The organism is Pseudarthrobacter sp. CC12 (assembly GCF_039907755.1).
In the GTDB taxonomy this organism is placed as follows: Bacteria; Actinomycetota; Actinomycetes; order Actinomycetales; family Micrococcaceae; genus Arthrobacter; species Arthrobacter niigatensis.
This window is the reverse complement of sequence record NZ_JARDJH010000002.1, coordinates 175,666-200,055: the sequence shown is the minus strand read 5'-3', so window position 1 is coordinate 200,055 and position 24,390 is coordinate 175,666. Positions and strand designations below refer to the sequence as shown.

The 24,390-nt window shown below is 64.6% G+C and carries 24 protein-coding genes; 11 read left to right on the top strand and 13 right to left on the bottom strand.

Annotation, left to right across the window (positions count from 1 at the left end):
- The first annotated feature begins 11 nt into the window (after nucleotides 1-11).
- Nucleotides 12-782: a GntR family transcriptional regulator gene (locus tag PV772_RS02535; RefSeq protein ID WP_109044578.1), complete on the top strand. Its 771-nt coding sequence runs from the start codon at nucleotides 12-14 to the stop codon at nucleotides 780-782.
- A 136-nt stretch (nucleotides 783-918) separates the two neighbouring features.
- Here the strand turns inward: PV772_RS02535 and PV772_RS02530 are convergent, their stop codons facing one another.
- From PV772_RS02530 to PV772_RS02515, 4 genes are all read right to left on the bottom strand, one after another.
- Entirely contained in the window at nucleotides 919-2,589 is a 1,671-nt protein-coding gene (locus tag PV772_RS02530) for a ubiquinol-cytochrome c reductase cytochrome b subunit (protein ID WP_109044579.1), read from the bottom strand.
- On the bottom strand, nucleotides 2,567-3,637 hold the full coding sequence (locus PV772_RS02525) for a Rieske 2Fe-2S domain-containing protein (RefSeq protein WP_109044580.1): 1,071 nt from the start codon (nucleotides 3,635-3,637) through the stop codon (nucleotides 2,567-2,569). Before PV772_RS02525 ends, PV772_RS02530 begins: the two co-directional genes overlap by 23 nt.
- 100 nt (nucleotides 3,638-3,737) lie before the next feature.
- A complete protein-coding gene (locus PV772_RS02520) occupies nucleotides 3,738-4,523 on the bottom strand; it encodes a cytochrome c (RefSeq protein ID WP_109044581.1) in 786 nt (261 codons plus the stop codon).
- An 86-nt stretch (nucleotides 4,524-4,609) separates the two neighbouring features.
- Nucleotides 4,610-5,284: a heme-copper oxidase subunit III gene (locus PV772_RS02515; protein ID WP_217509392.1), complete on the bottom strand. Its 675-nt coding sequence runs from the start codon at nucleotides 5,282-5,284 to the stop codon at nucleotides 4,610-4,612.
- 112 nt (nucleotides 5,285-5,396) lie between these two features.
- On the opposite strand from PV772_RS02515, the gene trpD reads away from it, so the two are divergent.
- Nucleotides 5,397-6,452: an anthranilate phosphoribosyltransferase gene (trpD, locus tag PV772_RS02510; protein WP_141160401.1), complete on the top strand. Its 1,056-nt coding sequence runs from the start codon at nucleotides 5,397-5,399 to the stop codon at nucleotides 6,450-6,452.
- A 7-nt stretch (nucleotides 6,453-6,459) separates the two neighbouring features.
- Here the strand turns inward: trpD and PV772_RS02505 are convergent, their stop codons facing one another.
- The gene (locus tag PV772_RS02505; protein ID WP_141160402.1) at nucleotides 6,460-6,741 is read right to left on the bottom strand and encodes an Lrp/AsnC ligand binding domain-containing protein; all 282 of its coding nucleotides are present in this window, start codon (nucleotides 6,739-6,741) and stop codon (nucleotides 6,460-6,462) included.
- 109 nt (nucleotides 6,742-6,850) lie between these two features.
- Nucleotides 6,851-7,261 carry a DUF3054 domain-containing protein gene (locus PV772_RS02500; protein WP_141160403.1) on the bottom strand — a complete coding sequence of 137 codons (411 nt, stop codon included), beginning with the start codon at nucleotides 7,259-7,261 and terminating at the stop codon, nucleotides 6,851-6,853.
- 166 nt (nucleotides 7,262-7,427) lie between these two features.
- Between PV772_RS02500 and PV772_RS02495 the strand changes: the two genes are divergently transcribed.
- Nucleotides 7,428-7,577, top strand: coding sequence for a hypothetical protein (locus PV772_RS02495; RefSeq protein ID WP_168225746.1), 150 nt, complete (start codon nucleotides 7,428-7,430; stop codon nucleotides 7,575-7,577).
- Between the two features lie 500 nt (nucleotides 7,578-8,077).
- Here PV772_RS02495 and PV772_RS02490 read toward each other — a convergent pair whose 3' ends face one another.
- Genes PV772_RS02490 through PV772_RS02480 form a run of 3 tightly spaced genes read right to left on the bottom strand, consistent with a single transcriptional unit; the run spans nucleotide 8,078 to nucleotide 11,023 of the window.
- Nucleotides 8,078-9,595, bottom strand: a complete 1,518-nt coding sequence (locus tag PV772_RS02490; RefSeq protein WP_236819513.1) for a recombinase XerD — start codon at nucleotides 9,593-9,595, stop codon at nucleotides 8,078-8,080.
- Nucleotides 9,585-9,923: a helix-turn-helix transcriptional regulator gene (locus tag PV772_RS02485; protein WP_217509636.1), complete on the bottom strand. Its 339-nt coding sequence runs from the start codon at nucleotides 9,921-9,923 to the stop codon at nucleotides 9,585-9,587. The genes PV772_RS02490 and PV772_RS02485 overlap by 11 nt, the downstream gene beginning before the upstream one ends.
- Nucleotides 9,917-11,023: a site-specific integrase gene (locus tag PV772_RS02480; protein ID WP_141160405.1), complete on the bottom strand. Its 1,107-nt coding sequence runs from the start codon at nucleotides 11,021-11,023 to the stop codon at nucleotides 9,917-9,919. The genes PV772_RS02485 and PV772_RS02480 overlap by 7 nt, the downstream gene beginning before the upstream one ends.
- A 423-nt stretch (nucleotides 11,024-11,446) precedes the next feature.
- Here PV772_RS02480 and PV772_RS02475 point away from each other — a divergent pair, with 423 nt between their 5' ends.
- The 3 genes from PV772_RS02475 to PV772_RS02465 are packed head-to-tail and all read left to right on the top strand — an operon-like array spanning nucleotide 11,447 to nucleotide 14,541.
- A complete protein-coding gene (locus tag PV772_RS02475) occupies nucleotides 11,447-12,682 on the top strand; it encodes a type III polyketide synthase (protein ID WP_347885258.1) in 1,236 nt (411 codons plus the stop codon).
- A 55-nt stretch (nucleotides 12,683-12,737) separates the two neighbouring features.
- Nucleotides 12,738-13,388, top strand: coding sequence for a methyltransferase domain-containing protein (locus PV772_RS02470; RefSeq protein WP_347885302.1), 651 nt, complete (start codon nucleotides 12,738-12,740; stop codon nucleotides 13,386-13,388).
- A 1-nt stretch (nucleotide 13,389) separates the two neighbouring features.
- Entirely contained in the window at nucleotides 13,390-14,541 is a 1,152-nt protein-coding gene (locus tag PV772_RS02465) for an NAD(P)/FAD-dependent oxidoreductase (protein ID WP_347885257.1), read from the top strand.
- 23 nt (nucleotides 14,542-14,564) lie between these two features.
- Here the strand turns inward: PV772_RS02465 and PV772_RS02460 are convergent, their stop codons facing one another.
- The gene (locus tag PV772_RS02460; protein ID WP_347885256.1) at nucleotides 14,565-14,978 is read right to left on the bottom strand and encodes a nuclear transport factor 2 family protein; all 414 of its coding nucleotides are present in this window, start codon (nucleotides 14,976-14,978) and stop codon (nucleotides 14,565-14,567) included.
- Between the two features lie 54 nt (nucleotides 14,979-15,032).
- Between PV772_RS02460 and PV772_RS02455 the strand changes: the two genes are divergently transcribed.
- The 5 genes from PV772_RS02455 to PV772_RS02435 all read left to right on the top strand — a co-directional run bounded on the left by PV772_RS02455 (nucleotide 15,033) and on the right by PV772_RS02435 (nucleotide 18,814).
- The gene (locus tag PV772_RS02455; RefSeq protein WP_141160409.1) at nucleotides 15,033-15,713 is read left to right on the top strand and encodes a peptide deformylase; all 681 of its coding nucleotides are present in this window, start codon (nucleotides 15,033-15,035) and stop codon (nucleotides 15,711-15,713) included.
- Between the two features lie 68 nt (nucleotides 15,714-15,781).
- Complete coding sequence (locus tag PV772_RS02450; RefSeq protein ID WP_347885255.1) at nucleotides 15,782-16,663, top strand: methyltransferase domain-containing protein; 882 nt, start codon at nucleotides 15,782-15,784, stop codon at nucleotides 16,661-16,663.
- A 129-nt stretch (nucleotides 16,664-16,792) separates the two neighbouring features.
- A complete protein-coding gene (locus tag PV772_RS02445; protein WP_141160411.1) occupies nucleotides 16,793-17,266 on the top strand; it encodes an NfeD family protein in 474 nt (157 codons plus the stop codon).
- A 22-nt stretch (nucleotides 17,267-17,288) separates the two neighbouring features.
- Entirely contained in the window at nucleotides 17,289-18,227 is a 939-nt protein-coding gene (locus PV772_RS02440; RefSeq protein ID WP_141160412.1) for an SPFH domain-containing protein, read from the top strand.
- A gap of 239 nt (nucleotides 18,228-18,466) precedes the next feature.
- A complete protein-coding gene (locus PV772_RS02435; protein ID WP_026266052.1) occupies nucleotides 18,467-18,814 on the top strand; it encodes an RNA polymerase-binding protein RbpA in 348 nt (115 codons plus the stop codon).
- Between the two features lie 99 nt (nucleotides 18,815-18,913).
- On the opposite strand, the gene PV772_RS02430 is transcribed toward PV772_RS02435, so the two are convergent.
- The 3 genes from PV772_RS02430 to PV772_RS02420 all read right to left on the bottom strand — a co-directional run bounded on the left by PV772_RS02430 (nucleotide 18,914) and on the right by PV772_RS02420 (nucleotide 24,390).
- Entirely contained in the window at nucleotides 18,914-19,657 is a 744-nt protein-coding gene (locus PV772_RS02430) for a polyprenol monophosphomannose synthase (protein ID WP_347885254.1), read from the bottom strand.
- Nucleotides 19,658-19,752: 95 nt separating this feature from the next.
- Entirely contained in the window at nucleotides 19,753-21,414 is a 1,662-nt protein-coding gene (locus PV772_RS02425; protein WP_347885253.1) for an amidohydrolase family protein, read from the bottom strand.
- Between the two features lie 60 nt (nucleotides 21,415-21,474).
- Nucleotides 21,475-24,390: a DEAD/DEAH box helicase gene (locus tag PV772_RS02420; RefSeq protein ID WP_307356521.1), complete on the bottom strand. Its 2,916-nt coding sequence runs from the start codon at nucleotides 24,388-24,390 to the stop codon at nucleotides 21,475-21,477.

Sequence of the window (24,390 nt, the reverse complement as noted above, 5' to 3'; positions counted from 1 at the left end):
GGAGAACGATCATGGCAGCCGGCGCCGCCGCAATCACGGGGGAAATCGACCGCACCAGCGGAACGGCCATCTACGTGCAGCTTCGCGAGATCCTTCGTACGTACATCTCGCAGTCGTGCCCGCCAGGTTCGGCCCTGCCGTCGGAACGGGACCTGGCAGAGCGGTTTGGGTTGGCCCGGATGACAGTGCGGCAGGCCATCGATGCCTTGGTGGGGGAGGAGGTCATCGAGCGGGTGGTTGGCCTGGGGACATTCGTCCGCCGGCCGAAACTCGACCTGCAGGTCAAGCTCACGTCCTACAGCGAAGAAATGCAGCGGCGTGGCATGGTGCCTGCCGCCAAGGTCCTCAGCTTCGAACAGATTGGCGCCAGCGCCTTCCTTGCCCGCGAGTTGCAGCTTGATGAGGGCACCCCGCTGGTCCGCTTCCGCCGGCTGCTCCTTGCGGACGGGGAGCCCATGAGCGTGGACGAGAACTTCATCCCGGCGCATCGGGTCCCGGGCCTGCTCGACGGCGAGCCGCCCACGTCGCTCTACAACGTCCTCAGCGAGCAGTACGGGCTGGTTATGGAGTGGGGCGAGGACATGATCGAGGCGACTGCCGCATCACCCTCCACGGCGCGCCTGCTCAACGTGGAAGTCGGGGCCCCATTACTGAAGATCCAGCGGCATGCCTTTGTCGCCAGGGCGATGGTTGACTACTCGGTGTCCTACTACCGCGCTGACCGGTACAAGCTGTGGGTGCCACTGCAGCGGCCCGGAGCCCGGCGGGCCCGCAACCACTAACCAAACCGCCCTTGGCCAACCCCTCCACCAGCCGGCAGCCCGAAGGCCCCTTTCGTGGGCTGGGGCAGGCAACAGCCCAGGAAACGGGTAAGGCCCGATCCGTATGGATCGGGCCTTTCCCGTTTGGGCGGGAAACCTAGTGCGTCAGGCTCTTGCTTCCTTCTGCCGATTCAACAGCTTCGTGGCCGTGGCCGTGAGCGGCCTCAAGTTCAGCAGGCGTGGCCGGGGCGACGCGGTCCTCGAAGAACCAGCGGGAGAGGAGTGCGCGGCGCTTTTCCTTGCGGGTGACGACGCCGTGCTCGTTGGGTAAGGCCGGAAGGACCTGAGGTGACTCAAAGCCAACCAGCTTGTAGCGCTTGTACTCATCCAGCGGTGCGTGGACCTCAATGAATTCACCGTGGGGGAGCCGGACAATACGGCCCGTCTCCCGGCCGTGGAGGGCAATCTCACGGTCCTTGCGCTGCAGCGCAAGGGCGACCCGCTTGGTGACCACGAACGCGATAACCGGTCCGATGAAGAACAGTGCGCGCAGCCAGTAAGTGACGTCGTTCAGCGAAACACCGAAGTGTGTCGCGATGAGGTCGGAACCGGCAGCGGCCCACATAACGCAGTACCAGACGAAACCTGCCATGCCGATGGCGGTACGCGTCGGGGCGTTCCTTGGACGGTCCAGGACGTGGTGTTCCCGGTCGTCCTTGGTCACCCAGCGTTCAATCCACGGGTACATGAACATCACGGTGAACAGGATTCCGGCCGGTACCAGGGCCGGCAGCAGGACGTTGAACGTAAAGACGTATCCGAAGAAGACCTGCTCGACGCGCCAATTGCCCAGGGTACCCGGCATCAGTCGCAACGCGCCGTCCACAAAGCCGATGTACCAGTCAGGCTGGGTTCCGGCGGACACAGGGGAGGGGTCGTACGGACCGTAGTTCCAGATCGGGTTGATGGTAAAGAACGCTGCCATCAATGCGATCACGCCGAAGACGATGAAGAAGAATCCGCCGGCCTTTGCTGCGTAGACAGGACCCAGGGGGTAACCGACGACGTTGTTGTCGTTGCGTCCCGGGCCGGGGTACTGCGTGTGCTTGTGGACGACGACCATGAACAGGTGCAGGACGATCATGAGCAGGATCAGTGCCGGCACCAGCAGGATGTGCAGCATGTACAGGCGGCTGATGATGGCGGTGCCGGGGAATTCCCCACCGAACAGGAAGAACGAGATGTACGTTCCGATGACCGGGATCGACTTGATGACACCGTCGATGATGCGCAGGCCGTTGCCGGACAGGAGATCGTCGGGGAGTGAGTAGCCGGTGAAGCCTGCGGCCATCGCCAGGATCAGCAGGACACTGCCGACGACCCAGTTCATTTCACGGGGACGCCGGAACGCGCCGGTGAAGAAGACCCTCAGCATGTGGACTGCGATTGATGCCACGAACAGCAGAGCTGCCCAGTGGTGCACCTGGCGCATGAAAAGTCCGCCGCGGATGTCAAAGGAGATGTTCAGCGAGGAGCTGTACGCCACGGACATCTCCACGCCCTTCAGGGGGACGTAACCGCCGTCGTAACGGGTCTCCGCCATGGAAGGATCGAAGAAGAACGTCAGGAAGGTGCCTGACAGCAGCAGGATGACGAACGAGTACAGCGCCACTTCACCGAACATGAACGACCAGTGGTCCGGGAAGACCTTGCGGCCGAACTCGCGGAGGATCCCTGACCCGCCGACACGTGAGTCGACGAAGTCGGTGATCCGGCCTGTCTTGGTTTTGGCGACGAAAGCCGGCTCAGCTGTTGATGCTGCGCTCATGCGAATCACGCTCCCAGTAACTTGGTCCTACGGGTTCATGGAAGTCGCTGGTAGCGACGAGGTAGCCCTCGTCATCAACTGCGATGGGCAGCTGGGGGAGAGGACGGCTGGCGGGGCCGAAGATCACCTTGCACTCTTGGGTGAGGTCAAAGGTGGACTGGTGGCACGGGCACAGCAGGTGGTGCGTCTGCTGCTCATACAGAGCAACGGGGCAGCCAACGTGGGTGCAGATCTTCGAGTAGGCAACTATGCCGTTGTAACCCCACTCTTCGCGGCCCTTGGACGGGTTCAATGACGCGGGGTCCAGGCGCATGAGCAGCACAACGGACTTTGCCTTCTCGTTGAGCTTGCCTTCCTCGAGTTCGTTCAGGCCTTCCGGGATGACGTGGAAGGCCGAACCAATGGTGACGTCCGAGGCCTTGATGGGAGTTCCGTCAGGGTCACGGGTCAGGCGCTTGCGCTTTCCGTCCTGGGGAGCCCACATGGTGTGTGCCAGCTTGTCGTCCGGACGGGGTCCAAGGTCAGCAAAGATGGCGACGGCGGGAAGCGGGGCAAGCGCCACAGCACCGAGCAGGGTGTTGCGGATCAGCGGACGGCGCTTGATGCCGGTCTCTTCCACGATGTCGTCGACGATGCGGACCGCCGCTTGACGGTCCTCTTCGTAGCGGATCGCGTGGCGTTCTTCGGAGACTTCGTGATCGGGCATCAGGGCCTTGGCCCAGTGCACGATGCCGGTACCGATACCGAGCATGGCGAAGGCAGTGCCCAGGCCGAGCAGGGCGTTCTGGAGCCGGATGGTGGCGATGCTGGAGTCATCTCCCAGATCAATGGCGAAGTACGCCACCAGGAAGATCAGGGTTCCAACAACAGAAATGCCAAATAGTAAGGCGACCTGCCGTTCTGCCCGCTTTGCGGCCTTCGGGTCCGTGTCAGCCAGGCGCAAACGATGCGGGGGAATTCCAGGGTCCTGGAATTTCTCCACCTCATTCTGACCAGCCGTAGCTACGGTGCCCGAGTGGTTCGGACTGCCGTCACTATGGTTGCCCATGATTCGCCTCATCCTTCTCTCGTCCCGGCTTTCGCCGGATTAGTTTCCAATATTATGCTGCTGGCTGCGCAGCAGAAGTTCTTGTGCTTCGCCTGCGATGTCAGGATGTTCTGGAGGTCAGCCAGATAGTGAAGGCGATGATGACGCCCAGACCGGCCACCCAGACGAACAGCCCTTCAGCGACGGGACCAAGCGATCCCAGATTGGCGCCGCCCGGTGAACCGGTGGACTCGATCTGCTTCAGGAAGGTGATGATGTCCTTCTTGCCCTCAGGGGTGATGTTGGCATCGTTGAAGACGGGCATGTTCTGTGGGCCCGTGACCATGGCCTCGTAGATGTGCTTGCCGGAGACGCCGGCCAGGGCGGGAGCGAACTTACCACGGGTCAGTGCGCCACCGGCAGCGGCGGCGTTGTGACACATAGCGCAGTTGGTACGGAAGAGCTCGCCACCGGCCGCGGCGTTGCCGCCACCGCTTGTCAGGTCCGTCTCAGGGATCGCCGGGCCGGCTCCCAGGGAAGCCACGTAGGCTGCAAGCTGTTGGGTCTGTTCATCGTTGAACTGGGCCGGCTTCTTCATAGCCTGGGGACCGTTCATCTGCAGCGGCATTCGGCCAGTGCCCACTTGGAAGTCAACAGCAGCAGCACCGACGCCCACCAGAGAGGGGCCGGCGTTGGAGCCACTGGCACCCATGCCGTGGCAGGTGGCGCAGTTCGCGGCGAACAGCTTGCCGCCCTCTTCAACGTCGCTTGCGCTTGCGGTGGTGCTCGCCTTGGCCTCATTCATGGAGGTTGCCACGGCGTACAGCCCACCCGTTATGAGGAGCCCCATCAGAAGCAGCGCTATTGCTGCAAGAGGGTGTCGCCGCTTTTGTGAGAGTGCCTTCACGTGGTGCTTCCTTTATTCGATCCTGCGCCGGCTCCGGGAGCCGCTACCTGAAATTCTGCCTCTTGTAGAAAAAGAATCAAAGCTGGCTACTTGAGTACGTAGATGACCAGGAAGAGGCCGATCCATACGACGTCAACGAAGTGCCAGTAGTAAGAGGTGACGATCGCAGACGTTGCTTCGAAGTGTCCGAACTTCTTCGCCGCAAAGGACCGGCCCATGATGAGCAGGAAGGCGATCAGGCCGCCGATAACGTGGAGGCCGTGGAAGCCGGTGGTCATGTAGAAGGCAGAGCCGTAAGCGTTGGAGGAGAGCGAGACGTGCTCGGAGACCAGCATCGCGTATTCGGTGGTCTGGCCGGCAACGAAGAACGCACCCATGAGGAACGTCAGGGTGAACCATTCGTTCATTCCCCAGCGGGCAAACTGCAGGGCACCGCCGGTGCGCCGTGGCTGCAGCCGCTCTGCGGCGAAGACGCCCATCTGGCAAGTGAAGGAACTGGCCACGAGGACGATCGTGTTGACGAGCGCAAAGGGGAAGTTGAGCTTGGCCGTCTCTTCCGCCCACATCTGTCCGCTCGTGGAGCGCAGAGTGAAGTACATGGCAAAGAGACCGGCGAAGAACATCAACTCGCTGGACAGCCACACAACGGTTCCGACAGAAACCATATTGGGGCGGTTCAGCGTGGGGTGCGCCGGGGTACTGGGGGCATGGGTCGCAGATGTCACATAGACATTATGTCTGTAAAAGTCCGTGCTGCCCAACGCAAACCGCCTTTTCGGAGGACTTTTTCTACAAAGACGCGAAATTGCCCGGAAAAGTTCCCGCGACGGTTCACATTGGTCACTGGCCGCCATCGGTCGATAGCATCAGCACGTGACTTCTCAGGCAACTAAAGCGTCCGCCAACACCTGGCCCCGGTTGATCTCAACGCTCATCAAGGGCACTGACCTCACTGCGGAGAACACCTCCTGGGCCATGGACACCATCATGTCCGGGGAAGCAACACCGGCCCAGATCGCCGGATTCCTTGTGGCCCTCAGCGCCAAAGGCGAGACGGTGGATGAGCTCTCCGGCCTCGTGGAGGCAATGCTTGCCCACGCCAACCCCGTGACCATCAGCGGGGAAAAACTCGACATTGTCGGCACCGGCGGTGACCAACTTAACACCATCAACATCTCCACCATGGCCGCCCTGGTCTCTGCCGGGGCCGGCGCCAAGGTGGTCAAGCACGGGAACCGCGCGTCGTCGTCGTCGTCCGGTTCCGCTGACGTACTTGAGGCGCTCGGCGTCCGCCTGGACCTGCCCATTGCCCAGGTGGCCCGGAACGCGGAGGAGGCAGGAATCACGTTCTGCTTTGCCCAGGTGTTCCACCCGTCGTTCCGGCACACGGCCGTCCCGCGGCGGGAACTGGCGGTACCCACAGCCTTCAACTTCCTGGGACCGCTCACCAACCCTGCCAATGTGCAGGCGTCAGCCGTGGGCGTCGCCAATGCGCGGATGGCACCACTCGTGGCCGGGGTCCTGGCCCGCCGGGGGAGCAGGGGACTGGTCTTCCGCGGCAATGACGGGCTGGACGAGCTGACCACAACGGGCCCCTCCACAGTCTGGGAGATCCGCGACGGGGCCGTCAGTGAACTGCGTTTCTCCCCGGAGGACCTCGGCATCAGGCTGGCTACTGTTGAACAACTCCGTGGCGGTAATGCGGCGGCGAACGCGGGGGTTGTCCGGGATGTGCTGGCCGGCAGTGAGGGCCCGGCAAGGGACGCCGTGCTGGTGAACGCCGCGGCAGGCCTGGTTGCGTTCGACCGGGACGCCGAGGGCCCGTTCCTTGACCGCATGAAGGAGGCATTCGCGCGGGCGGCGGACTCGATCGATTCCGGTGCCGCCGCCGCCGTGCTGGACCGTTGGGTGTCCCTCTCGCGCGCCTAAACCGCGGTTATTGTTCGAAGCCCAGGGAAAAAGCGGCGTCAAGGTCGTGCTGCGAGTAGGCCCTGAACGCGATGTGCGTGGTGGTGTGGACCACTGCGGGAACTTTTGAAAGCCGGTCCGCGATGACGTCGGCGAGGTCTTCGTGCCTGCGGACCCGCGCTACTGCAATGAGGTCCCATTCACCGGTGACTGAATACACCTCACTGATGCCTTCGATGGCTGAAATCTCTTCAGCCGTCTCCGGGATGCGGGCGGCGTCAGTCTTGATCAGAACAAATGCGGTAACCACGCTTGAACCCCTTCAATCATTGCCGCCGCGATGACCCGCGGCAGGCTTTTCTCTCCGGCCAGCCTATTACACGGGCGCCGGACCCGGCTGACACCTGAATCCGCCGCCTCTACCTGCCCTGCCGTCGGCGGAAGCGCACCACGCCTGCCACCAGGAGTCGGTACCCCACCAGCAACACGGCGAGGGCCAGCGTTGCAACGATAATAAAGGGAAGGACCACCGTCTGCCCGGTCAGGGCCCGGAGGAGCATTCCGCCAACCAGGGTAGCGAGCCAGACTGGAACGCCGGCCCGGGCGATGGCCAATGGACTGCGCCACACCCTGGCAGTGGCCCACCCTGCCGCTGCGCCGGCAAGGAACGGCCAGGCGGTCAGCAGCACGCCGAGGATGGGCTCCTCGCGGTGGTGCGCATCCCGGCCTATAGCGGCGAAAACAAGGATCAGCACGACGTCGGCCACTGCTGCAGCCAGTGCTGCCCGTGCGGGTGCGGTCGGTGCAGGCTTGGTTTTCAGGGAACTCATGTTTCGAGCTTAGCTGCCGCCAGGAGGCGCGCTGACGGACTCTGTAAAGAAGGGGAGTGGACTCTAGTGCCGGTTACTGAAGCGGGCTGTCGCCGTGGCACCCCTTGTTGGGGGTGCAGTAATCTCGCTGCAGTAGGTGAGGCCCCCTAGCCATGACGGAGACAGCGTGAATAAAGCCCTATGGATCTGCAGCCTGGTGGGTGCTGCTTTGGGGATCAGCCTGGGCCTGGCGATCTTCCACACGCCGTTTTGGGGTTTCGCAGTGGGGCTCGGCCTGGGTGCCGTTGTGGGGGCCTCAATTCGGCGGAGCCACTAGTGGCTGGGTGGCCGAATGAGGGAGTGCCATCTTGCCGTTACTGGCATCCCTGCGGATCAAATGTGAGCGTATTCGCCACGAAAGCCTGCGTCGTGCAAGTCCTCCGCTAGAACACGGAATGTCTACCTTTGCTGCCAAGGCTTTCCCTGTTGGTCTAGTTCGTGCCAGCATTTGCACAACTGCTCGGGGAGGAGTGCGATGACGGGTCGAAAGCAGAAAGCCTTCGTTTTGGTAGTCACAGCGATGTTGGTTGTTGGCATTGCCGTCTGGATCCAGGTTGCAACGGGCTCCCCGGCTGTGACGGCGGTGGGTTTCGCGTTAGCTGGGCTTCTTGGGTCCTACTTTGGTTGGCGATGGTCTCGAAAGAAGTCTGCTGAAGTTGAGGGTTATCGTCAGGAGCTCATTGGAAAGAGACCGATTGAGGATCTGCGCTCAGACAGGCGAGAAGACCTTGATGAGTGAGAGTTAGATGTCACTGTCGAAGTGTTCGCAAGGACGCTTCAAGGCCCGGTTCTTAGGTTGACGTAGCGGGACCAGGCGTCGCCTGCCGCGTCGGCGTGGAGGAAGGCTACTTGGTGGCTGTATCCGAGTGCGTCGGCGACCAGTGGCGGTGGTGAGACTAAGAGGTGTTCGTCGAGGGCCGTGTTTCGTGCGCCGCGCAGGTCGATGCCCAGGCTTCGGAGCCTATCCATGATGCCGTTTGGGTGAAGTGGTTGTCCGGCCCGGGTCCCCGGGAAGAGCCAGGGGCTTTGTGCGTCTGATCCTGTTCTGAGATTCGGACGGCCTTTAAGGTGCTCTCGAAGCAAGTCGGCGAAGGGTTCGGGAATGGGCACTGGGTGCGGGCCGAAGGTGATCCGCATGTTGCCGGTGCTTTCATTGGTTTCGATAGCGTCGGTCCGGAGTTTGGCGACCCGAACGAGCGGCTGGGCGTAGAGAAGCAGCAGGATGCCGGCGACTCGGTAGGGCAGGGACTCGCTGGTGCCGGTAAGCAGTTCCCGGAGCCAGGCCACGCGCTGGTCCTGGGTGATCGCGGGGCGGGTTTTGGCTGTGTAGTGGCCCATGTCCACCCTGTGGTTTGTGCCGGTGTTCTTGATGAAGACGATGAAGGTGCGGATGGCTTTTCTGGTCGTGGAACCGGTTGCGAGCCAGGTTTCGATGTCTTGTTGGGTGCAGTTCGCCGCTGTCCGCTGGTGGGTTTCCCAGAGCCAGTCCAGAAACTTGACGGTTTCGGTGATCTCTTGCTTGGCCGAGTGGACCGGGGCTTGGGCGCTCTTCTCCGGTGTTGTGATGGACCGGATGCGCCGGAGGTGATGCCAGGTGGCAAACTGTGCGACGGGTTTGGCGACCTCCTCGGGCAAGTGGCGGAGCTTGTCGTCAATCCAGGTTTCGAACCGGGCCAGATACGGGTCTTGGTAGGGGAGGAGTCCATGATGAATGAACAGGGCGCGCAGGTGATTGGCTTCGCGGTTCGCTGACTTGGCCGCGGCATCGAGTCCTTCGTGCGTCAAGGGAGTTTCCCCGCATGACAGAGAGGCCAGGAGTGCTTGGACTTTGGGGGAGCGTTTCCACGTGATGATGCTTTCGGGCCGGTCCGCTTTGCAAAGCGCATGGACGATTTTGCCGGCGGTGTCCGGGTCGGCGGGGTGCATGAGCAGTAGTTCGTTGAGGTCCTCCCGGAGGGCGCAGCGGGCGCATATGCCGCGCCGGTAGAACTCGCCCTCCGTATTGCAACGGGTGCAGTGGAAGTCGTGGAGGATGCCGGCGCAGGGCGCGCAGCGTGGCCCTCCGCTGATGTCCGGTGGCCCGGGTAGAAGTCTGTGCTGGCCGCACTCCGGGCAGGTCCCGTGGGTGCGGGTGGCGGTGGTGAAGCATGGGCCGCAGATTCGGCCTTCGGGCCAGGTGGCGCGGGTTTTACCGGCGGCCCGGCCGCAGCGTGCGCAGGTAGCAGTCCCCGTGGTGCGGGGCCGGCCGCGGCTGGTGCTGCGGGGGCTGAGGCCTGCGGGTTTGTCAGTGATCATTGTCGATGATGCGTGCGCGCCGTGGTCTGACGGTGCGGTTCAGGTCGACGACGTTGGGGGCGCTGGTTCCGGTTTTGCGGGCGCGGACGTCGGCGGCTGTGACGGTGATGAGGTCCTCGGGTCCGCAGGAGAAGATGTCGCAGATCGCGGCGATGACCTGCAGTGCGACGCGTTCGGGTTTCTGGTTGACGAGACGGTAGACCTGTGGGCGGGACAAGGTGATGCCGCGCTCGGCCAGAAGGGGGATGAGGTCGGTGGTGTTGTGCAGGCCCCGTGCTGCCATGAGCTCCGAGAGCCGCCACTTGTATTCGACGTCGCGTCTCACCATTCACCTCGCATCTGCACGCCCAGGACTTCATCCATGGTGCGGTCCAGCGCCGCCCGAAGGGTCGTGTTGCGGAAGTCGTCGCTGACGAACTGGTAAATCCCGGTGGTGGAGGCGTGTTCGTGGCCCATCTGATGTTGCACGAATCTAGGATCCCATCCGTCCTCCAACAGGTGCGTTGCATAGGAGCGCCGGAGCGAATGCAGGTCCAGCCCATCCATTGGCAGGCCCAGCTCGTTGAGGTAGCGCCGGAGCCGGCGCAGCAGGGTGGATTCGCAGATCAGGCCGCCGCGTTCGCTGGGGAACAGGTCCAGGGTGTCGAGCATGCCCCGTCCGTTGGCGAGCCAGTCCTCGAGAACGCCGGCGGTCCAGTCGAAGACCGTCAGGACGCTGCGGGGTTTGTGCGGGGAGCCCTTGCGGGATTTGCCGAACCGGACCTTGCAGACGCCTGCCTTGCCGAACCTTCGCGCCTTCGGGTTGGCCGCAAAGTCGATGGATTGCAGGTGCCGGAGCTCGTTGAATCTGAGCCCGTACGAGTAGGCGATTTTCAGCATGACGGCGTCCCGGTAGGCGGCCTGCCAGCCTTTCTTGCCTGAGGCGGCGATGAGTTCGACCTGGTCGTCGGCGTGATCGAACAGCATCTGGAGTTCCGTCTTGGTGAAGGGCCGCTTGGAGGGACGTCCTTCGTACTCCTGTGTGTGGGAGGCGGTGTTCCAGTCAAAGAAGACCTGGGACGGGTGCGTGCCGAAGCGCTGTTCGCAGACCTGGTCCCAGCCGTAGTCGGGGTTTGACACGTAGGACGTGAACCGGCGGAGCGTGGACTGGTAGCCGCGGACCGTGGAGTGCTTCAGCTGGTGGATTGAGCGGAGGTCACCGAAATACTCCTCGACGTGTTCCGGTGCCCAGTTCCACGGAAACTCGTTCACATGGTTCACGAACCGGCGGACACTCGCGATGCCCTTGTCGATCGTGTCGAACTGGAGGTTCCTGGAAAGCTGCTGGTTGCGCCACCCGGTCAGCATGTCCTCAAGAGTCTGTTCCTCGGGATGCAGCAGCTGAACAGCACTCAGCTGCAGCACACGCCCGAACGCGTCCACCGCCATTCTCGCCCCACAGTTCCCTCGAAGTTTGTGCTCAAATCTTGAATCAATGATTCATTAAATGCATCATCAGCACAAAACCGCAGGTCAGACGCTTGTCGCAACCGCTTCAAGGATCGATATTGCGCCCGTCGGGCAGCGCCTGGCCAGCGGCGCGTTAACGCTGTTCAGACCGCAAATTCCGCGGAATCTTAGGGAAGTGAAAGGACTTGGCGCGGATCCGGGGGATCGGGGCGATTGATTCATCTGATGCAATACGCAGAGTACTACTTGACATAATGTAGATTATCGGCGCTTTGGGCAGGCTTGGAAGCGGAGCATCGACTTCAGCCCATCCGGGCCCGGACGCGCCATCAAAGACCCAGCACCGCCCTTCCAGCCGACGGGCCCATTGTCTTTATCCAACCGCGCGTCAAGAATGACGTGATGACGGTTTACGTGCGTTCACTTGAAACTGCAGTTCCGGCGACAAAACTGATCCAGTCCGAAGCCCGTGATGTCTTTGCCGCCCAACCTGGACTTTCCCGGCTTGGGTCCCGCCTGGTCAACACCTGTTTCGACGGCGCAGCCATCGAGACGAGATTCACCGCCGTCCAGGAACTCACCAACGCGTCACGCTCGGAGAACCCCCAGTTTTACGACCCTGACACCGGGCTCCTGCTGAACCCCAGCACCAAAGTCCGCAACGATATCTTTGCCCGGGAAGCAACCAAACTGTTCGTAGAAGCGGCCCGGGCTGCCCTGCAGGCTGCGCCGGAGTTGGATTTACTTGACATAACTCATCTCGTGACGGTGTCGTGTACGGGCTTTTTCAATCCTGGCCCGGACTACAAGGTGGTCCGCGAGCTCGGACTTAGTCCTTCCGTGCAGCGGTACCACCTGGGCTTCATGGGCTGCTACGCGGCATTTCCCGCCCTCCGCGCGGCCAAGCTGTTCTGTGAATCCGACCCGAATGCGGTTGTCCTGGTGGTCTGCGCCGAACTCTGCTCACTGCACGTACGCACGTCCAATGATCCGGACACAATCATGGGTTCTGCCCTGTTCGCCGATGGCGCCGCTGCCGCCGTCGTGACTTCACGCCCCGGCGCGGAGGAAGCCGCACTGTTGAAGCTGGACCATTTCGAAACCGTCCTGACCCCTGTTGGTGAGGACTCCATGGCGTGGAACATCGGCGATCATGGGTTCGAGATGGTCCTGGGCAACTACGTGCCCCACATCATCGATGACCACATCGTCGGTGCCCTGCAGCCGCTGCTGGCAAAAGACCCGGACTTGGCGGCACTCCCCTACACCGCAATCCCCCACTGGGCGATCCACCCCGGCGGGCGCAGCATCCTCGACAAGGTCCAGTCCCGGCTTGGCCTCAGCGATGCGCAGCTGGTTCCCGCCAGGGACATTCTCCGCAACTACGGCAACATGAGCAGCGCCACAGTCCTGTTCGTCCTCAAGCACATCCTGGAACAACCGGTGCAACCGGATGGTCGCCACGACGGCGAGGCCATCTGTTCCATGGCCTTTGGCCCGGGGCTCACGGTGGAGACCGGCCTGTTCACCAAGCTCCGGCAGGCCGCGGCAGGCACCTGGGACCCCGGACTGGGGGAATCCGCTGCGGTGGCCTCACTCATGCCGGGCCAGGACCGGATGACTGCAGAGATGGCCTGACGGGATTCGCGTGGGGATCCTGCTGCGAACGCGCGCCGCCGGAGCGGTGGAGCAGATGGACCGCGCCGACTGCGATGCCCGGCTCCTGGACAATACGTACCGGCAGTTCTGGGTCATCAATAGGGTGCTGTCCGGTTGGCGGCGGCTGTACCGGACGGAGCTGCGCACCGCCGCTGCATCGCAGCAGCGCCCATTGACCGTGCTGGACATCGGCTCCGGTGGCGGCGACCTTGCCGTCATGCTCGCGCGCTGGGCAGAGCGGGACGGCCGGCCAATCCACGTCACCGGCATCGATCCGGACCCGCGCGCCGCCGCATTCGCCCGCCGGCGTCCGGCAATCCCTGGCGTCGACTTCCGGCAGGCGCACAGCGGCGACCTGGTCCGGGAAGGCGCCCGGTTCGACGTCGTGATTTCCAACCACGTACTGCACCACCTTGATCCCGCGGAACTCCGGCAGCTGCTGGCGGACTCGGAAATCCTGGCCACCAGGAAGGCGCTGCACAACGACCTCATCCGCAGCCCCGCCGCCTTTGCCCTGTTCAGTGTGGCCGCGCTGCCTTTCAGGAAGTCCTACATCCGCGGGGACGGCCTCACCTCCATCCGGCGCAGCTATACGCCCGCGGAGCTGGCCGCGTCCGCTCCCCCGGGCTGGTCCGTGGAGCGCCCTACGGCCTTCCACCAGGTCCTGGCTTGCCGGAAGGACTGACATGGACGCCGATGTCCTGATCGCGGGCGGCGGTCCCGTGGGCCTGTACCTGGCAGCCGCGCTGCTGCAGGAAGGCGTGACGGTGAGGGTTTTTGAGCAGCGGCAAGCCGCGAACCGGCATACCCGGGCGATCGGCATCCACCCGCCGGCCCTGGAGGCGCTTGCCGGGGTGCAGGTGGCATCCAGCATGGTTCACGAAGGCGTCCGCATCCGTGCCGGAATGGCGGTCAGCGGCGGCAGGACGATGGGAACCATGGTGTTCGACCATGTGTCCAGGGACTTTCCATTCGTGCTGGCACTCCCGCAGTTCAGGACCGAGCAGCTCTTGGAAGAGCGTGTCCTCGCCCTCGATACGGGCGCGATTCTCAGGGGCGCCCGCGTCACGGGGGTTACGGACGACGGCGGCAGGGTCACCGCTGCGGTGGAGGCCGGCCCGGGCGCCACGCGTCCGTGCGGCAGTGCGACTGGAGCGTTGCTCGTTGCGGCCGACGGCGCCCGGTCAGCGCTGCGGGAGCGGCTCGGCGTCCCCGTTGCCCGCAGGACCTATCCGGACCATTACCTCATGGGCGATTTTGAGGACGGCACGGAGTACGGGGACAAGGCCGTCCTGTTCCTCGAGCCCGACGGAATCGTTGAGTCGTTTCCGCTGCCGGGAGGCGTCCGGCGCTGGGTGGTGCGGCTGGACTCCCCCGCCGGAGCGGCTGCAGGGCCCCACGATCTTGCGGAACTGGTGCGCCGCCGGACCGGGAATCAGCCGGATCCAGCGTCCAACTCCATGCTGAGCGCCTTCAGCGTGCGTTCCGGAATTGCGCAGAGGACAGTCGCCGGACGCGCAGTGCTGCTGGGTGACGCCGCCCATGAAATCAGCCCCATCGGCGGGCAAGGCATGAACCTTGGGTGGTTGGGAGCCCGGGACCTTGCGCCGTTGGTCTTCGCCGCCCTGTCGGGCAAACCCATGGGCCTTCAACTTCGGAAATTCGAGCGGAACCGCCGCCGGGCAGCCCATGTGGCCCGTCGGCAGGCGGAAATCAACATGATGCTGGGCAGGCCGCTGCCGCAGCCGCTCCTGCAGTTCCGTGTTGCCGGCATTGGTGCGGCCGCGGCCATACCCGCGGTGAACCGCTGGGCCGCGAAGCGCTTCACCATGCAGTAGCAGGTTTCCGGCGCGGAGGGCGGCTACCGGAAGTAGCAGTCGTAGCTGTCCTGGCTCACGATCACACCGTCGCTGACCTGGAAGACGGACGATGTCCTGGCACGGATCGTCTCGCCCCGGTCCCAGTACCTCAGGTCCATGAGCACCGTGGCGGACCAGTCAGCCTCCACCACCACCCGGCCGCCCTCGCACGTGGTGCGCCGGACAGTGAACCGCTGGTCCTTGACCACCTCGCGGCTTTGGTCGGCGCCGGCCAGCACCGCCGCCAGTGTCCGCGTGGAACCTTCCGGTGCCAACAGGTGCGGGGCCTCGACCAGCACGAACTGCTCCGCGAGGAACGGCCGGATGTCCGCGGCACCGCCACCCGCTTCAAGGACCCGGATGAATGCCAGGACGTGTTCCAGCGGGGACTGTGCAGGAAGGGAATCTTCAGCCATGCAGTAGACCCTAGCCGACCCTTCCTGCGTGCCGTCCGCCAGTAGGCTGTCCCCATGACCCAGACTGTTCCCCCGACCACCGCCAGCGCCGGCCAGATCCGCGAGCTTGTTGAGCAGGTCCTCTCTGCCGGATCCCTCCCGCCCATTGTCCAGGCCGGGCACCCGGCACTCCGGCAGCGGGCCGCTGACTTCGATGGCCAGCTGTCAGACGACCAGCTGGGCCGCCTGGTCGAAGTCATGCGCCAGGTCATGCATGAAGCACCCGGAGTAGGCCTTGCCGCGCCGCAGCTGGGCATCCCCCTGCGGCTGGCCGTCCTGGAGGACCAGTACGACATCGACCCGGCTGCTGCCGCCCTCAGGAACCGGAGCCCCCTGGACTTCCTTGCCATCCTCAACCCCCGCTATACACCGGTTGGCCCGGGACATGCGTCATTCTTCGAAGGATGCCTTTCCCTCAACGGGCTGCAGGCGGTGGTGGCGCGTCCCGAGACCGTCCTGCTGGAGTATGCAACGCCCGACGGCGCGGCGGAGCGGCGTGAGTTTTCCGGGTGGCAGGCGCGCATCGTGCAGCACGAGACGGACCACCTCGACGGCATCCTGTACATAGACCGTGCCCAGCTTCGTTCGTTGAGCAGCAACGCCGAGTACGCGGCCCACTGGGCGGAAGCGGGCATCACCAAGGCACGGGAAGGGCTGGGTTTCGACGACGGACCCGCCGGGATCTCCCTCGGCTGACAGTTACCGCTTCCTCCGCAGGCAGGGCTGGCGGGGCTGAACACCGAGCCAGCCCTAAACTGGTTCCCATGCCTTCCGCGGACCTTCCCCTCCTGTGCCCCGTCTGCTCACGTCCACTGGAGTACCTGCCTGCCGAGGCCACGCGCCAGCCACGCCTGTCGTGCCCGGAGGGGCACAACTTCGATGCCGCCCGGCAGGGCTACTTCAACCTGCTGGTGGGTAAGGGCACACCCTTTGAACCTGACAGCGCCGCGATGGTGGCGTCCCGGTTCGCCTTCCTGGGGAACGGCCACTACGCGCCGCTGGCACACGCCCTGGCCTCCGCCGTCGTACCTTTATTGCGGGAGGAAGGCGCTGTGGTTCTGGACTCTGGAACCGGGACCGGCCATTACCTGCGGGAGATCCTCGACGCTGCAGCCACCGCGGGCCGCCCGGCTTCTGCGATCGGCCTGGACATCTCGAAGTTCGCCCTCCGCCGGGCTGCCCGCCTCAACCCGGAGGCCGTCAACCTGGTCTGGGACATCTGGCGGCCGCTTCCGGTGGCGGAGAATTCGGTGGATGCGGTCACCGTGGTCTTCGCTCCGCGGAACCCCGAAGAGTTCGCCCGGGTCCTGCGCCCAGGGGGTGTGCTGGCAGTGGTGACGCCGCGGCCCGGACATTTGGCAGGCATCGCGGCCGTAACCGGAATGCTCGGCATTGAAGAGGGCAAGGACGAGCGCCTGGCGGACGCAATGGCGGGGCACTTCGAGCCCAAAAAATCCCTTGACGTGGACATACCTCTCACGCTGGGCCGCGCGGCCGCGGCGGACCTGGCGTTCATGGGACCGGCCGGCCACCACCTCGACCGGGACCAGATCACGGCCCGGCTGGAAAGCTCCGCGGAACCGGTTCGGGACGACGCAAGGTTCCGGATTTCCGCGTTCCGGCCCCGGGCCCAGGGCGCCCCGTAACGACTTGGCCACTATCCCCCGGCGCCCGCTGTGAACCCGCCCACAAGCCAGGTCCGCGGACTACGATGAAAAGACAGTTACTGGCGGGTCCGCGGACGCGGCTCCCCCGTGACAAAGGGGGAAGCAGGAATGTTCGAATGGCTTGGGGAAAACTGGTGGGCGTTGTGGCTTACGGCTTTCCTGGCGTTTGCAGTGATCGAGATGATCACTCTTGACCTGTTTTTCATCATGCTGGGCGGCGGATCGCTTGCCGCACTGGTAGCCGATTTCGCCGGCGCCGAGCCTTGGCTCCAGGTAGTCATCTTTTGCATCGTGTCGCTGCTCATGGTGGCCTTCGTCCGGCCCGTGGCCCTGTCCCACCTGAAGAAGGGACCCTCGGAACAGCGGACAAACGTGGACCGGCTGATCGGTGAGCCGGCGGTGGTCATGGAGGCCGTGACGTCCGACGGCGGCCTGGTGAAAATCGGTGGAGATATATGGAGTGCGCGCTCCGCTGCGGGAGTGCTTCCCGCAGGCCAGACGGTGGTTGTAGCGGCCATCGACGGCGCAACAGCAGTGGTTTCGGTGCCGCCCACGGCGGCCACCGGACCTGATACAGCCTGACAATTGGGGAACAAGGAGTTGTATGGAAAACGCAGGCGGAACCGCACTGGCCATTGTGCTGGTGGTTCTGATCGTCTTTGTCATCATAGTTTTGGTCCGGTCCGTCCGGATTATTCCGCAGGCGCGCGCCGGTGTCGTTGAACGGCTGGGTAAGTACCAGCGAACCCTGAATCCGGGCCTGACCATCCTGATTCCCTTTGTGGACCGGCTCCTGCCGCTCCTGGACCTGCGTGAACAAGTCGTGTCCTTTCCGCCGCAGCCCGTCATCACCGAGGACAACCTGGTGGTCTCCATCGATACGGTGGTCTACTTTCAGGTAACAGACCCCCGCGCCGCGACGTATGAGATCGCCAATTACATCCAGGCGGTCGAACAGCTCACCACCACCACCCTGCGCAACGTGGTGGGCGGCCTGAACCTGGAGGAAGCCCTCACATCCCGGGACCAAATCAACGGGCAGCTCCGCGGCGTCCTGGACGAGGCCACCGGCCGCTGGGGCATCCGCGTTTCGCGGGTTGAACTGAAGGCCATTGATCCGCCCCACTCCATCCAGGACTCCATGGAGAAGCAAATGCGCGCCGAACGTGACCGCCGGGCCGCGATCCTGACCGCCGAAGGAACCAAGCAGTCGGCCATCCTCACCGCGGAGGGGCAGCGCCAGGCGTCCATCCTGGCTGCGGAGGGTGAAGCCAAGGCCGCCATTTTGCGGGCGGACGGCGAATCGCAGGCCATCCAGAAGGTCTTCGACGCCATCCACAAAGGAAACCCGGACCAGAAACTGCTGGCCTACCAGTACCTGCAGACGCTGCCCAAGCTCGCCGAAGGCTCGGCCAACAAGCTGTGGATCATCCCCAGCGAAGTCGGGGAAGCCCTGAAGGGAATTGGGAACGCCCTGGGCGGCACCAACGGGGAGGCCGGGACACTGTTCCAGGACGCTCCCGCAGAGCGCACGCAACCATAAGCATCCCGAACACCAGGAGGGTTTGGCGGCGGACGCCGAACCCTCCTGTTTTGTCTGCGGTGGGATAAGAGTCGTATAATTGGGTATTTGTCCGGCAGGAGAATACCAGCTGGAACAACCAAGCTTCGCAATGCGTTGAATCTTATGATGCAACACACTGCACAAAGTAGTCCGGCGGTGCCACGGCACCACCGGCTAGCGCGGAGATTTCATCCGCGAACCGACCAGAGGGAGAAATCATGAGCGATCGCAGCCTGCGGGGCATGCGCCTTGGTGCGCAGAGCATGGAGACCGAGTCCGGAGTTGAGCCGGCTCCGCGCCAGCGGGTCGAGTACCGTTGCGCGGATGGCGAGCAGGTCTTCGTCACGTTCTCCTCCGAGGCGGAAATTCCTCCGGTGTGGGTCTCCAAAACCGGTAAGGAAGCGCTCCTGGTCGACGGCGAAAAGCCTGACACCAGCAACGACAAAGCAGTCCGCACCCACTGGGACATGCTGCTCGAACGCCGCTCCCTGCCTGAACTCGAACAGATCCTCGAGGACCGCCTTACCATCCTGCGCGAACGCCGCGGAGAGCGGCGCTCGGCATAGAGCCAGTCCGCAAATAGGGGGCGGCCCCGCACAATGGTGCGGGGCCGCGCCCTATTTTTGTGCCGACGTGACGCCGGCGGTGCCCCCGCGGGCAGAGGCCTAGGCCCGCTTGTTCTTCAGCTTGCCGGCAAGGGTGTTCCAGCGCGCTGCCAGACCCCATTTGGTGACGTTGATCATAGCTTCGACCACGATGTTGCCGCTCATCTTGGATGCGCCGAGCTCGCGCTCAACGAAGGTGATGGGGCGTTCCTCGATGCGCAGGCCCAATTTGGCGACGCGCCATGCCAGGTCCACTTGGAAGCCGTAGCCCACGGAGTCCACCTGGCCCAGGTTGAGCTTTTCCAGGGTGGTCCGGCGGAAGGCGCGGTATCCGCCGGTCACGTCCCTGATGGGCAGGGCAAGCATCAACCGGGCGTAGGTGCTGCCGACGCGGGAGATTGCCTGGCGGTACAGCGGCCAGTTGACCACGCTGCCGCCGGGAACCCAGCGGGACCCCATGGCCAGGTCTGCGCCCTGCTCAACGGCCTCCAGCAGTTGGGGAAGCTGTTCCGGCTGGTGGGAGCCGTCTGCATCCATTTCCACCAGGACGTCGTAGCCGGCATCCAGGCCCCACTTGAAGCCGGCAATGTAGGCGGCGCCCAGACCTTCCTTGCCCCTGCGGTGCAGGACGTGAACCTGGGAGTCTTCTGCTGCAAAGCCGTCGGCGAGCTGGCCGGTGCCGTCAGGGCTGTTGTCATCGACCACCAGCACGTCCGACGCCGGAACGGCCGTCCGCAGGCGCTGGAGCGTCTTGGGCAGCGATTCCAGTTCGTTGTAGGTGGGAATGATCGTAAGGACGCGCACAGAGGGCCTTTCCTGGTGGAAGTGGTCGGTGCACCTGATACCGGGTGGGCCGGCGGCGGGCGCAACTCCCCATTATAGGGTGGAGCGTTCCCGGGTCAGGAACGCAGGGCCGGGCTCACGAACAGTTCGGCACCGTCTTTCACGGTTTGCAGGCACACCGGGTCCGAGCCGGTGTCGAGCGCCGGAAGAAGGGGGGTCCTGGCGCGCGGATCGGTGCTCCATGACTGCACCCTGCCGTCAGCGACCTGGACCATCAGCTCCTCAACCTCCCAGACGGCGAAGCTGGCAGGGGCGCCCGGGACCAGTTGGCCGGCCATGGGGTTGGCGTGCCGTGCCGCCCTCCAGCCCGCACGGGTGTGCCCCAGGAACGCTGCGCGCGCGGAAATGCGCTGGTCCTCGTTGTGGTGTTCCACGCAGGCGCGCACGCTGGACCAGGGACGCAGAGGCGTGACGGGGCTGTCGCTGCCGAAGCAGACGGGAACCCCGGCGGAGTAGAAGGCAGCGAAAGGGTTCATCGACCCGCTCCGCTCCCCCAGCCGCTGCTCGTACAGGCCTCCGGGGCCACCCCAGGCTGCGTCGAAGGAGGGCTGCGCGCTGACGGTCACCGAGTAGTGCGCCAGCCTTGCCACGGCCGCGGCGTCGGCCATCTCCACGTGCTCAAACCGGTGGCCCGCCGCGCGCACCCGCTGCTCGCCCACTTCCTTGGCCGCCAGGTCCAGTGCCTCGAGCGCAGCGTCCAGTCCGGCGTCGCCGATCACGTGGAACCCGCCCTGGATCCCGGCAAGGGAGCAGGCGGCAAGGTGGGCTGCCGCCTGGTCTATGCCCAGGTAAAGGGTGCCCCGTTCCTGGCCCGCATCGCTGTAACCGGCGCGCAGGGCGGCGGTGCGCGAGCCCAGGGAACCGTCGATGTTCAGGTCCCCTGCCAGGCCGCGGACTCCCGCCCCCAGTTTGGCCACCAGTGCGCGTGCCTGCTCCTCGGACGAGACCAGCTCGCCCCAGTACGGCATCACGTCGGGATAGCGGGGCTGCCCGGCTTCAGGGGCGTTCCATCCTGCAGCCAGCCTCAGGTCCTCAGCCCCGCCGATGTGGGGTGCGCCCATTTCGGCCAGGGCGACGTACCCGTTCGCCGCAGCCTCCGCCAGGGCACGGGCCTGGTGCCGCTTCAGCACGTCCTGGGGCAGCTGTCGGGTTACCAGCCGCGCTGCCTCGTGGGCCGCCCGTGCCACCCGGGCGCCGCCGTCGTAGCCGTCCTTGTGCTGAAGATCCGCAGACTTGGCCAGGGACGTGGACACCAGCGCCGAGTGCACGTCCACACGGGAAAGGTAAACCGGCCGGCCCCCGGCTGCCCGGTCAAGTTCTTCCGCCGTGGGCAGGGTGGGATCCGCCCAGGTACTCTCGTCCCAGCCGTGGCCCAGCACCGGTCCGTCCCCGCGGTCCCCGGCGACTGCATCCAGCAGTGCCCGGGCCGACGTTACCGGCCCCAGCTGGAGCGACTCGAGCGCGATTCCGGTTTCGGTCAGGTGCATGTGGGAGTCAACGAAGCCCGGTGCAACCAGGGCGCCGCGGAGGTCGATGATGTCCATGGTGCTGTCGGCAATGGACGTCGCCGCCTGTTCCGATCCCACCCAGGCAACTGTGTCCCCATCCACCAGCATGGCGGTGGCGAACGGATCGGCCGCCGTATACACGGATCCATTGCGGTAAAGCACCGGGGCTGGTCGGGAGGCGTCGGCGGGGGTCGAATCAGGGCGGGGCATAAAGTCAGGACTCCTGGAAGGTGGGCAGGCCGTGTCGGCCCGGCCGGGGGGTTATCGGGTTTACAGAACGGACGAGTAAGCCACGACGCCGCGGCGGATGAGGTTGATCGCCTCGGCGCAAAGCCGCGCCAGGCGCGGATCAAGGCCCGGGATCTTGGCGAGCTGGTCCAGCAGGTCCACCACCTGCTTGACCCAGCGGACAAAGTCCCCGGCGGCAAGGTCGGTGCCGCTCAGGACATCCTGCAGGTGGCGCCCGCGGGCCCATTTGTACAGCGGCCACACGAGGCCGAGTTCAGGTTCGCCTGTCAGCGGAAGCTTGTTCTCCTCTTCCACGTCTTCGAGAACGGACCATTCCTTAACCACGATGTCCACCGAGGTCTCCAGGGAGACACTGGGCATGCGCGGCCGCAGGCCCCTGTCTTCGCGTTTAGCCTGGTAGACCAGGACGCTGGCCAGGGCAGCCACTTCCGCCGCGTCCAGGTCATCGAACGCGCCCAGCCGCAAGGACTGGGAGATCAGCAGGTCCTTTTCACCGTAGATCCGGCGCAGCCGCTGGCCGTCAGGGCTGATGTTCAGCCGGCCCTCTCCGGCGTCTTCCAGGTAGCCGTACGCGGAAAGGACGTCGCAGACCCGGTCGAAGGTCTTGGCGATGGTGTTGGTGCGGCCCTGGATCTGGCGGACCAGGCCATCCGTTTCGCGCCGCAGCTTCCACCAGCGTTCCGACCACCGGGCATGGTCTTCGCGTTCGCTGCACCCGTGGCAGGGATGGGCTTTGAGGGCCCGGCGCAGATCGGCGATCCGCCGCTCCTGGTTGGGGAGGGCGGCGCCACGGCCGAAGTCATGGTTGCGGTTCTGCCCGGGAGCCGGAGGACGGTTTTCGCGCAGGGCGTTGCGGACGGAGGATGCCAGGTCCCGGCGCGATTTTGGCACCTTTGCATTAAAGGACTTGGGAATCCGGACCCGGGTAACCGGCGCGATAGGTCCCTCCAGGTCATCGGTTCCAATCCGGCGCAGCTGGTTGTCCAGGGTGAGTACGGCCGGCCGGGGTTCACGGCTTCCGTGGTCGGAACTAAGGACGACGGCGGGCCCGGGGGCACGTCCGCCGGGAACGTTTACCACGTCCCCGGGCAGGAGGCGGGCCAGGGAGTCGCCGCTGAGCGATTTCTGGACGCGGGACTTGGTCCGGGAGGTGGCGCTCTCGGCATCGGAAAGTTCCCGGCGCAGCCGGGCATACTCAGTGAAGTCACCCAAATGGCAGGTCATCGATTTGGCGTAGCCGGCAAGCGACTCCTCCCGGCTGCGCACCTGCCGGGCCAGCCCAACCACCGAGCGGTCAGCTTGGAACTGGGCAAACGAGGACTCAAGTATCTCGCGGGCCCGGGCACGCCCGAACTGTGCCAAAAGGTTGATGCTCATGTTGTAGGTGGGCCGGAAACTCGAGTTCAGCGGATAGGTTCGCCGGGACGCCAGGCCGGCCACCGCCGTCGGGTCCGTCCCGGGCTGCCACAGCACCACGGCATGGCCTTCGACGTCGATCCCCCGCCGGCCGGCCCTTCCGGTCAGTTGGGTGTATTCGCCCGCCGTTATATCCACGTGGGCTTCGCCGTTGAACTTGTCCAGTTTTTCCAGCACTACCGAGCGGGCAGGCATGTTGACGCCCAAGGCCAGGGTCTCAGTGGCGAAAACGGCTTTCACCAGGCCATCGGCGAACAGCTTTTCGACAACTTCCTTGAAGGTGGGCAGCATGCCGGCGTGGTGGGCAGCAAAGCCCCGGAGGAGGCCATCACGCCAAGTCCAGAATCCCAGGACGTCGAGATCGTCCGGCGGGATGTCCTGCCCGGCCTCGTCCACACGCTGGGCGATAATCCGCTGTTCCTTCTCGGTGGTGAGCCACAGGCCGGACCCTACGCATTGAGCGACCGCGGCTTCGCACCCCGCGCGGGAGAAGATAAAGGTGATAGCCGGCAGCAGGTCCATCCGGTCCAGGCTTGCAATGACCTGGGGCCGGCTGGCAGGGCGCACTCCGGTCGACTCTCCCCGGCCCGGCCGCTCGTACCCCCGGCGGCCACGCTGCCCCCGGCCGCCGGGGCGGCTCCGGAAGCTTTGCTGGCTTTCGCTGCGCGCAACGGAGAGCAGGTCAGGATTGACGTCGAAGCCGCGCCCCTTGGCGGTCCCGGCCGGGTTCACGGACGTAGCAGGTGGCTGTCCCTCTTCATCCACTGGCGGGGCGATCTCGTCAAACGTGGTTTCCCCCGCGAACAGGTCCATAATCTGCCGCCCCACCATGACGTGCTGCCACAGTGGCACCGGCCGGTGTTCGGAGACGATGATGTCGGTGTCCCCCCGGACAGTATCCAGCCAGGCACCAAATTCCTCGGCGTTCGAAACGGTGGCGCTCAGCGAAGCGACCTGGACCTCACTGGGCAGGTGGATGATGACTTCTTCCCAGACTGCTCCGCGGAACCGGTCGGCAAGGTAGTGGACCTCGTCCATGACCACGTAGCCCAGGTCGCCCAACGTGGCTGAGTCCGCGTACAGCATGTTCCGGAGGACCTCGGTGGTCATGACCACCACCTGCGCGTCCCCGTTGATGCTGGTGTCCCCAGTCAGGAGGCCCACGTTGTCCGCGCCGTATTTCTGGCTCAGTTCACTGAACTTCTGGTTGCTGAGCGCCTTGATGGGGGTGGTGTAGAAGGCCTTCAGGCCCCGCTGGAGAGCGAGGTAGATGGCAAACTCCCCCACGATGGTCTTGCCGGCTCCGGTAGGGGCAGCCACCAGGACTCCCCTGCCCTCCTGCAAAGAACGGCAGGCTTCGCGCTGGAAGTCATCAAGCTCGAACTCAAGCGTCCGGGAAAACTGTCCGAGGTAGGTGGCCGCCTCTGCCCGGCGCTCGGCGCTGGCACGGTACCTCTCGGCTGGCGAAAGTTCATCGGGATCGACGGGGCCGGCGGAGAAGGGTCCGGTGGTGGAGGACAT

Bases quoted from the DNA above. Each gene is read 5' to 3' on its own strand.
- PV772_RS02535 (WP_109044578.1), top strand. From the start codon at position 12: ATGGCAGCCGGCGCCGCCGCAATCACGGGGGAAATCGACCGCACCAGC.
- PV772_RS02530 (WP_109044579.1), bottom strand. From the start codon at position 2,589: ATGAGCGCAGCATCAACAGCTGAGCCGGCTTTCGTCGCCAAAACCAAG.
- PV772_RS02525 (WP_109044580.1), bottom strand. From the start codon at position 3,637: ATGGGCAACCATAGTGACGGCAGTCCGAACCACTCGGGCACCGTAGCT.
- PV772_RS02500 (WP_141160403.1), bottom strand. From the start codon at position 7,261: ATGAGTTCCCTGAAAACCAAGCCTGCACCGACCGCACCCGCACGGGCA.
- PV772_RS02490 (WP_236819513.1), bottom strand. From the start codon at position 9,595: ATGATCACTGACAAACCCGCAGGCCTCAGCCCCCGCAGCACCAGCCGC.
- PV772_RS02485 (WP_217509636.1), bottom strand. From the start codon at position 9,923: ATGGTGAGACGCGACGTCGAATACAAGTGGCGGCTCTCGGAGCTCATG.
- PV772_RS02480 (WP_141160405.1), bottom strand. From the start codon at position 11,023: ATGGCGGTGGACGCGTTCGGGCGTGTGCTGCAGCTGAGTGCTGTTCAG.
- PV772_RS02475 (WP_347885258.1), top strand. From the start codon at position 11,447: ATGACGGTTTACGTGCGTTCACTTGAAACTGCAGTTCCGGCGACAAAA.
- PV772_RS02470 (WP_347885302.1), top strand. From the start codon at position 12,738: ATGGACCGCGCCGACTGCGATGCCCGGCTCCTGGACAATACGTACCGG.
- PV772_RS02465 (WP_347885257.1), top strand. From the start codon at position 13,390: ATGGACGCCGATGTCCTGATCGCGGGCGGCGGTCCCGTGGGCCTGTAC.
- PV772_RS02460 (WP_347885256.1), bottom strand. From the start codon at position 14,978: ATGGCTGAAGATTCCCTTCCTGCACAGTCCCCGCTGGAACACGTCCTG.
- PV772_RS02455 (WP_141160409.1), top strand. From the start codon at position 15,033: ATGACCCAGACTGTTCCCCCGACCACCGCCAGCGCCGGCCAGATCCGC.
- PV772_RS02450 (WP_347885255.1), top strand. From the start codon at position 15,782: ATGCCTTCCGCGGACCTTCCCCTCCTGTGCCCCGTCTGCTCACGTCCA.
- PV772_RS02445 (WP_141160411.1), top strand. From the start codon at position 16,793: ATGTTCGAATGGCTTGGGGAAAACTGGTGGGCGTTGTGGCTTACGGCT.
- PV772_RS02440 (WP_141160412.1), top strand. From the start codon at position 17,289: ATGGAAAACGCAGGCGGAACCGCACTGGCCATTGTGCTGGTGGTTCTG.
- PV772_RS02435 (WP_026266052.1), top strand. From the start codon at position 18,467: ATGAGCGATCGCAGCCTGCGGGGCATGCGCCTTGGTGCGCAGAGCATG.
- PV772_RS02425 (WP_347885253.1), bottom strand. From the start codon at position 21,414: ATGCCCCGCCCTGATTCGACCCCCGCCGACGCCTCCCGACCAGCCCCG.
- PV772_RS02420 (WP_307356521.1), bottom strand. From the start codon at position 24,390: ATGTCCTCCACCACCGGACCCTTCTCCGCCGGCCCCGTCGATCCCGAT.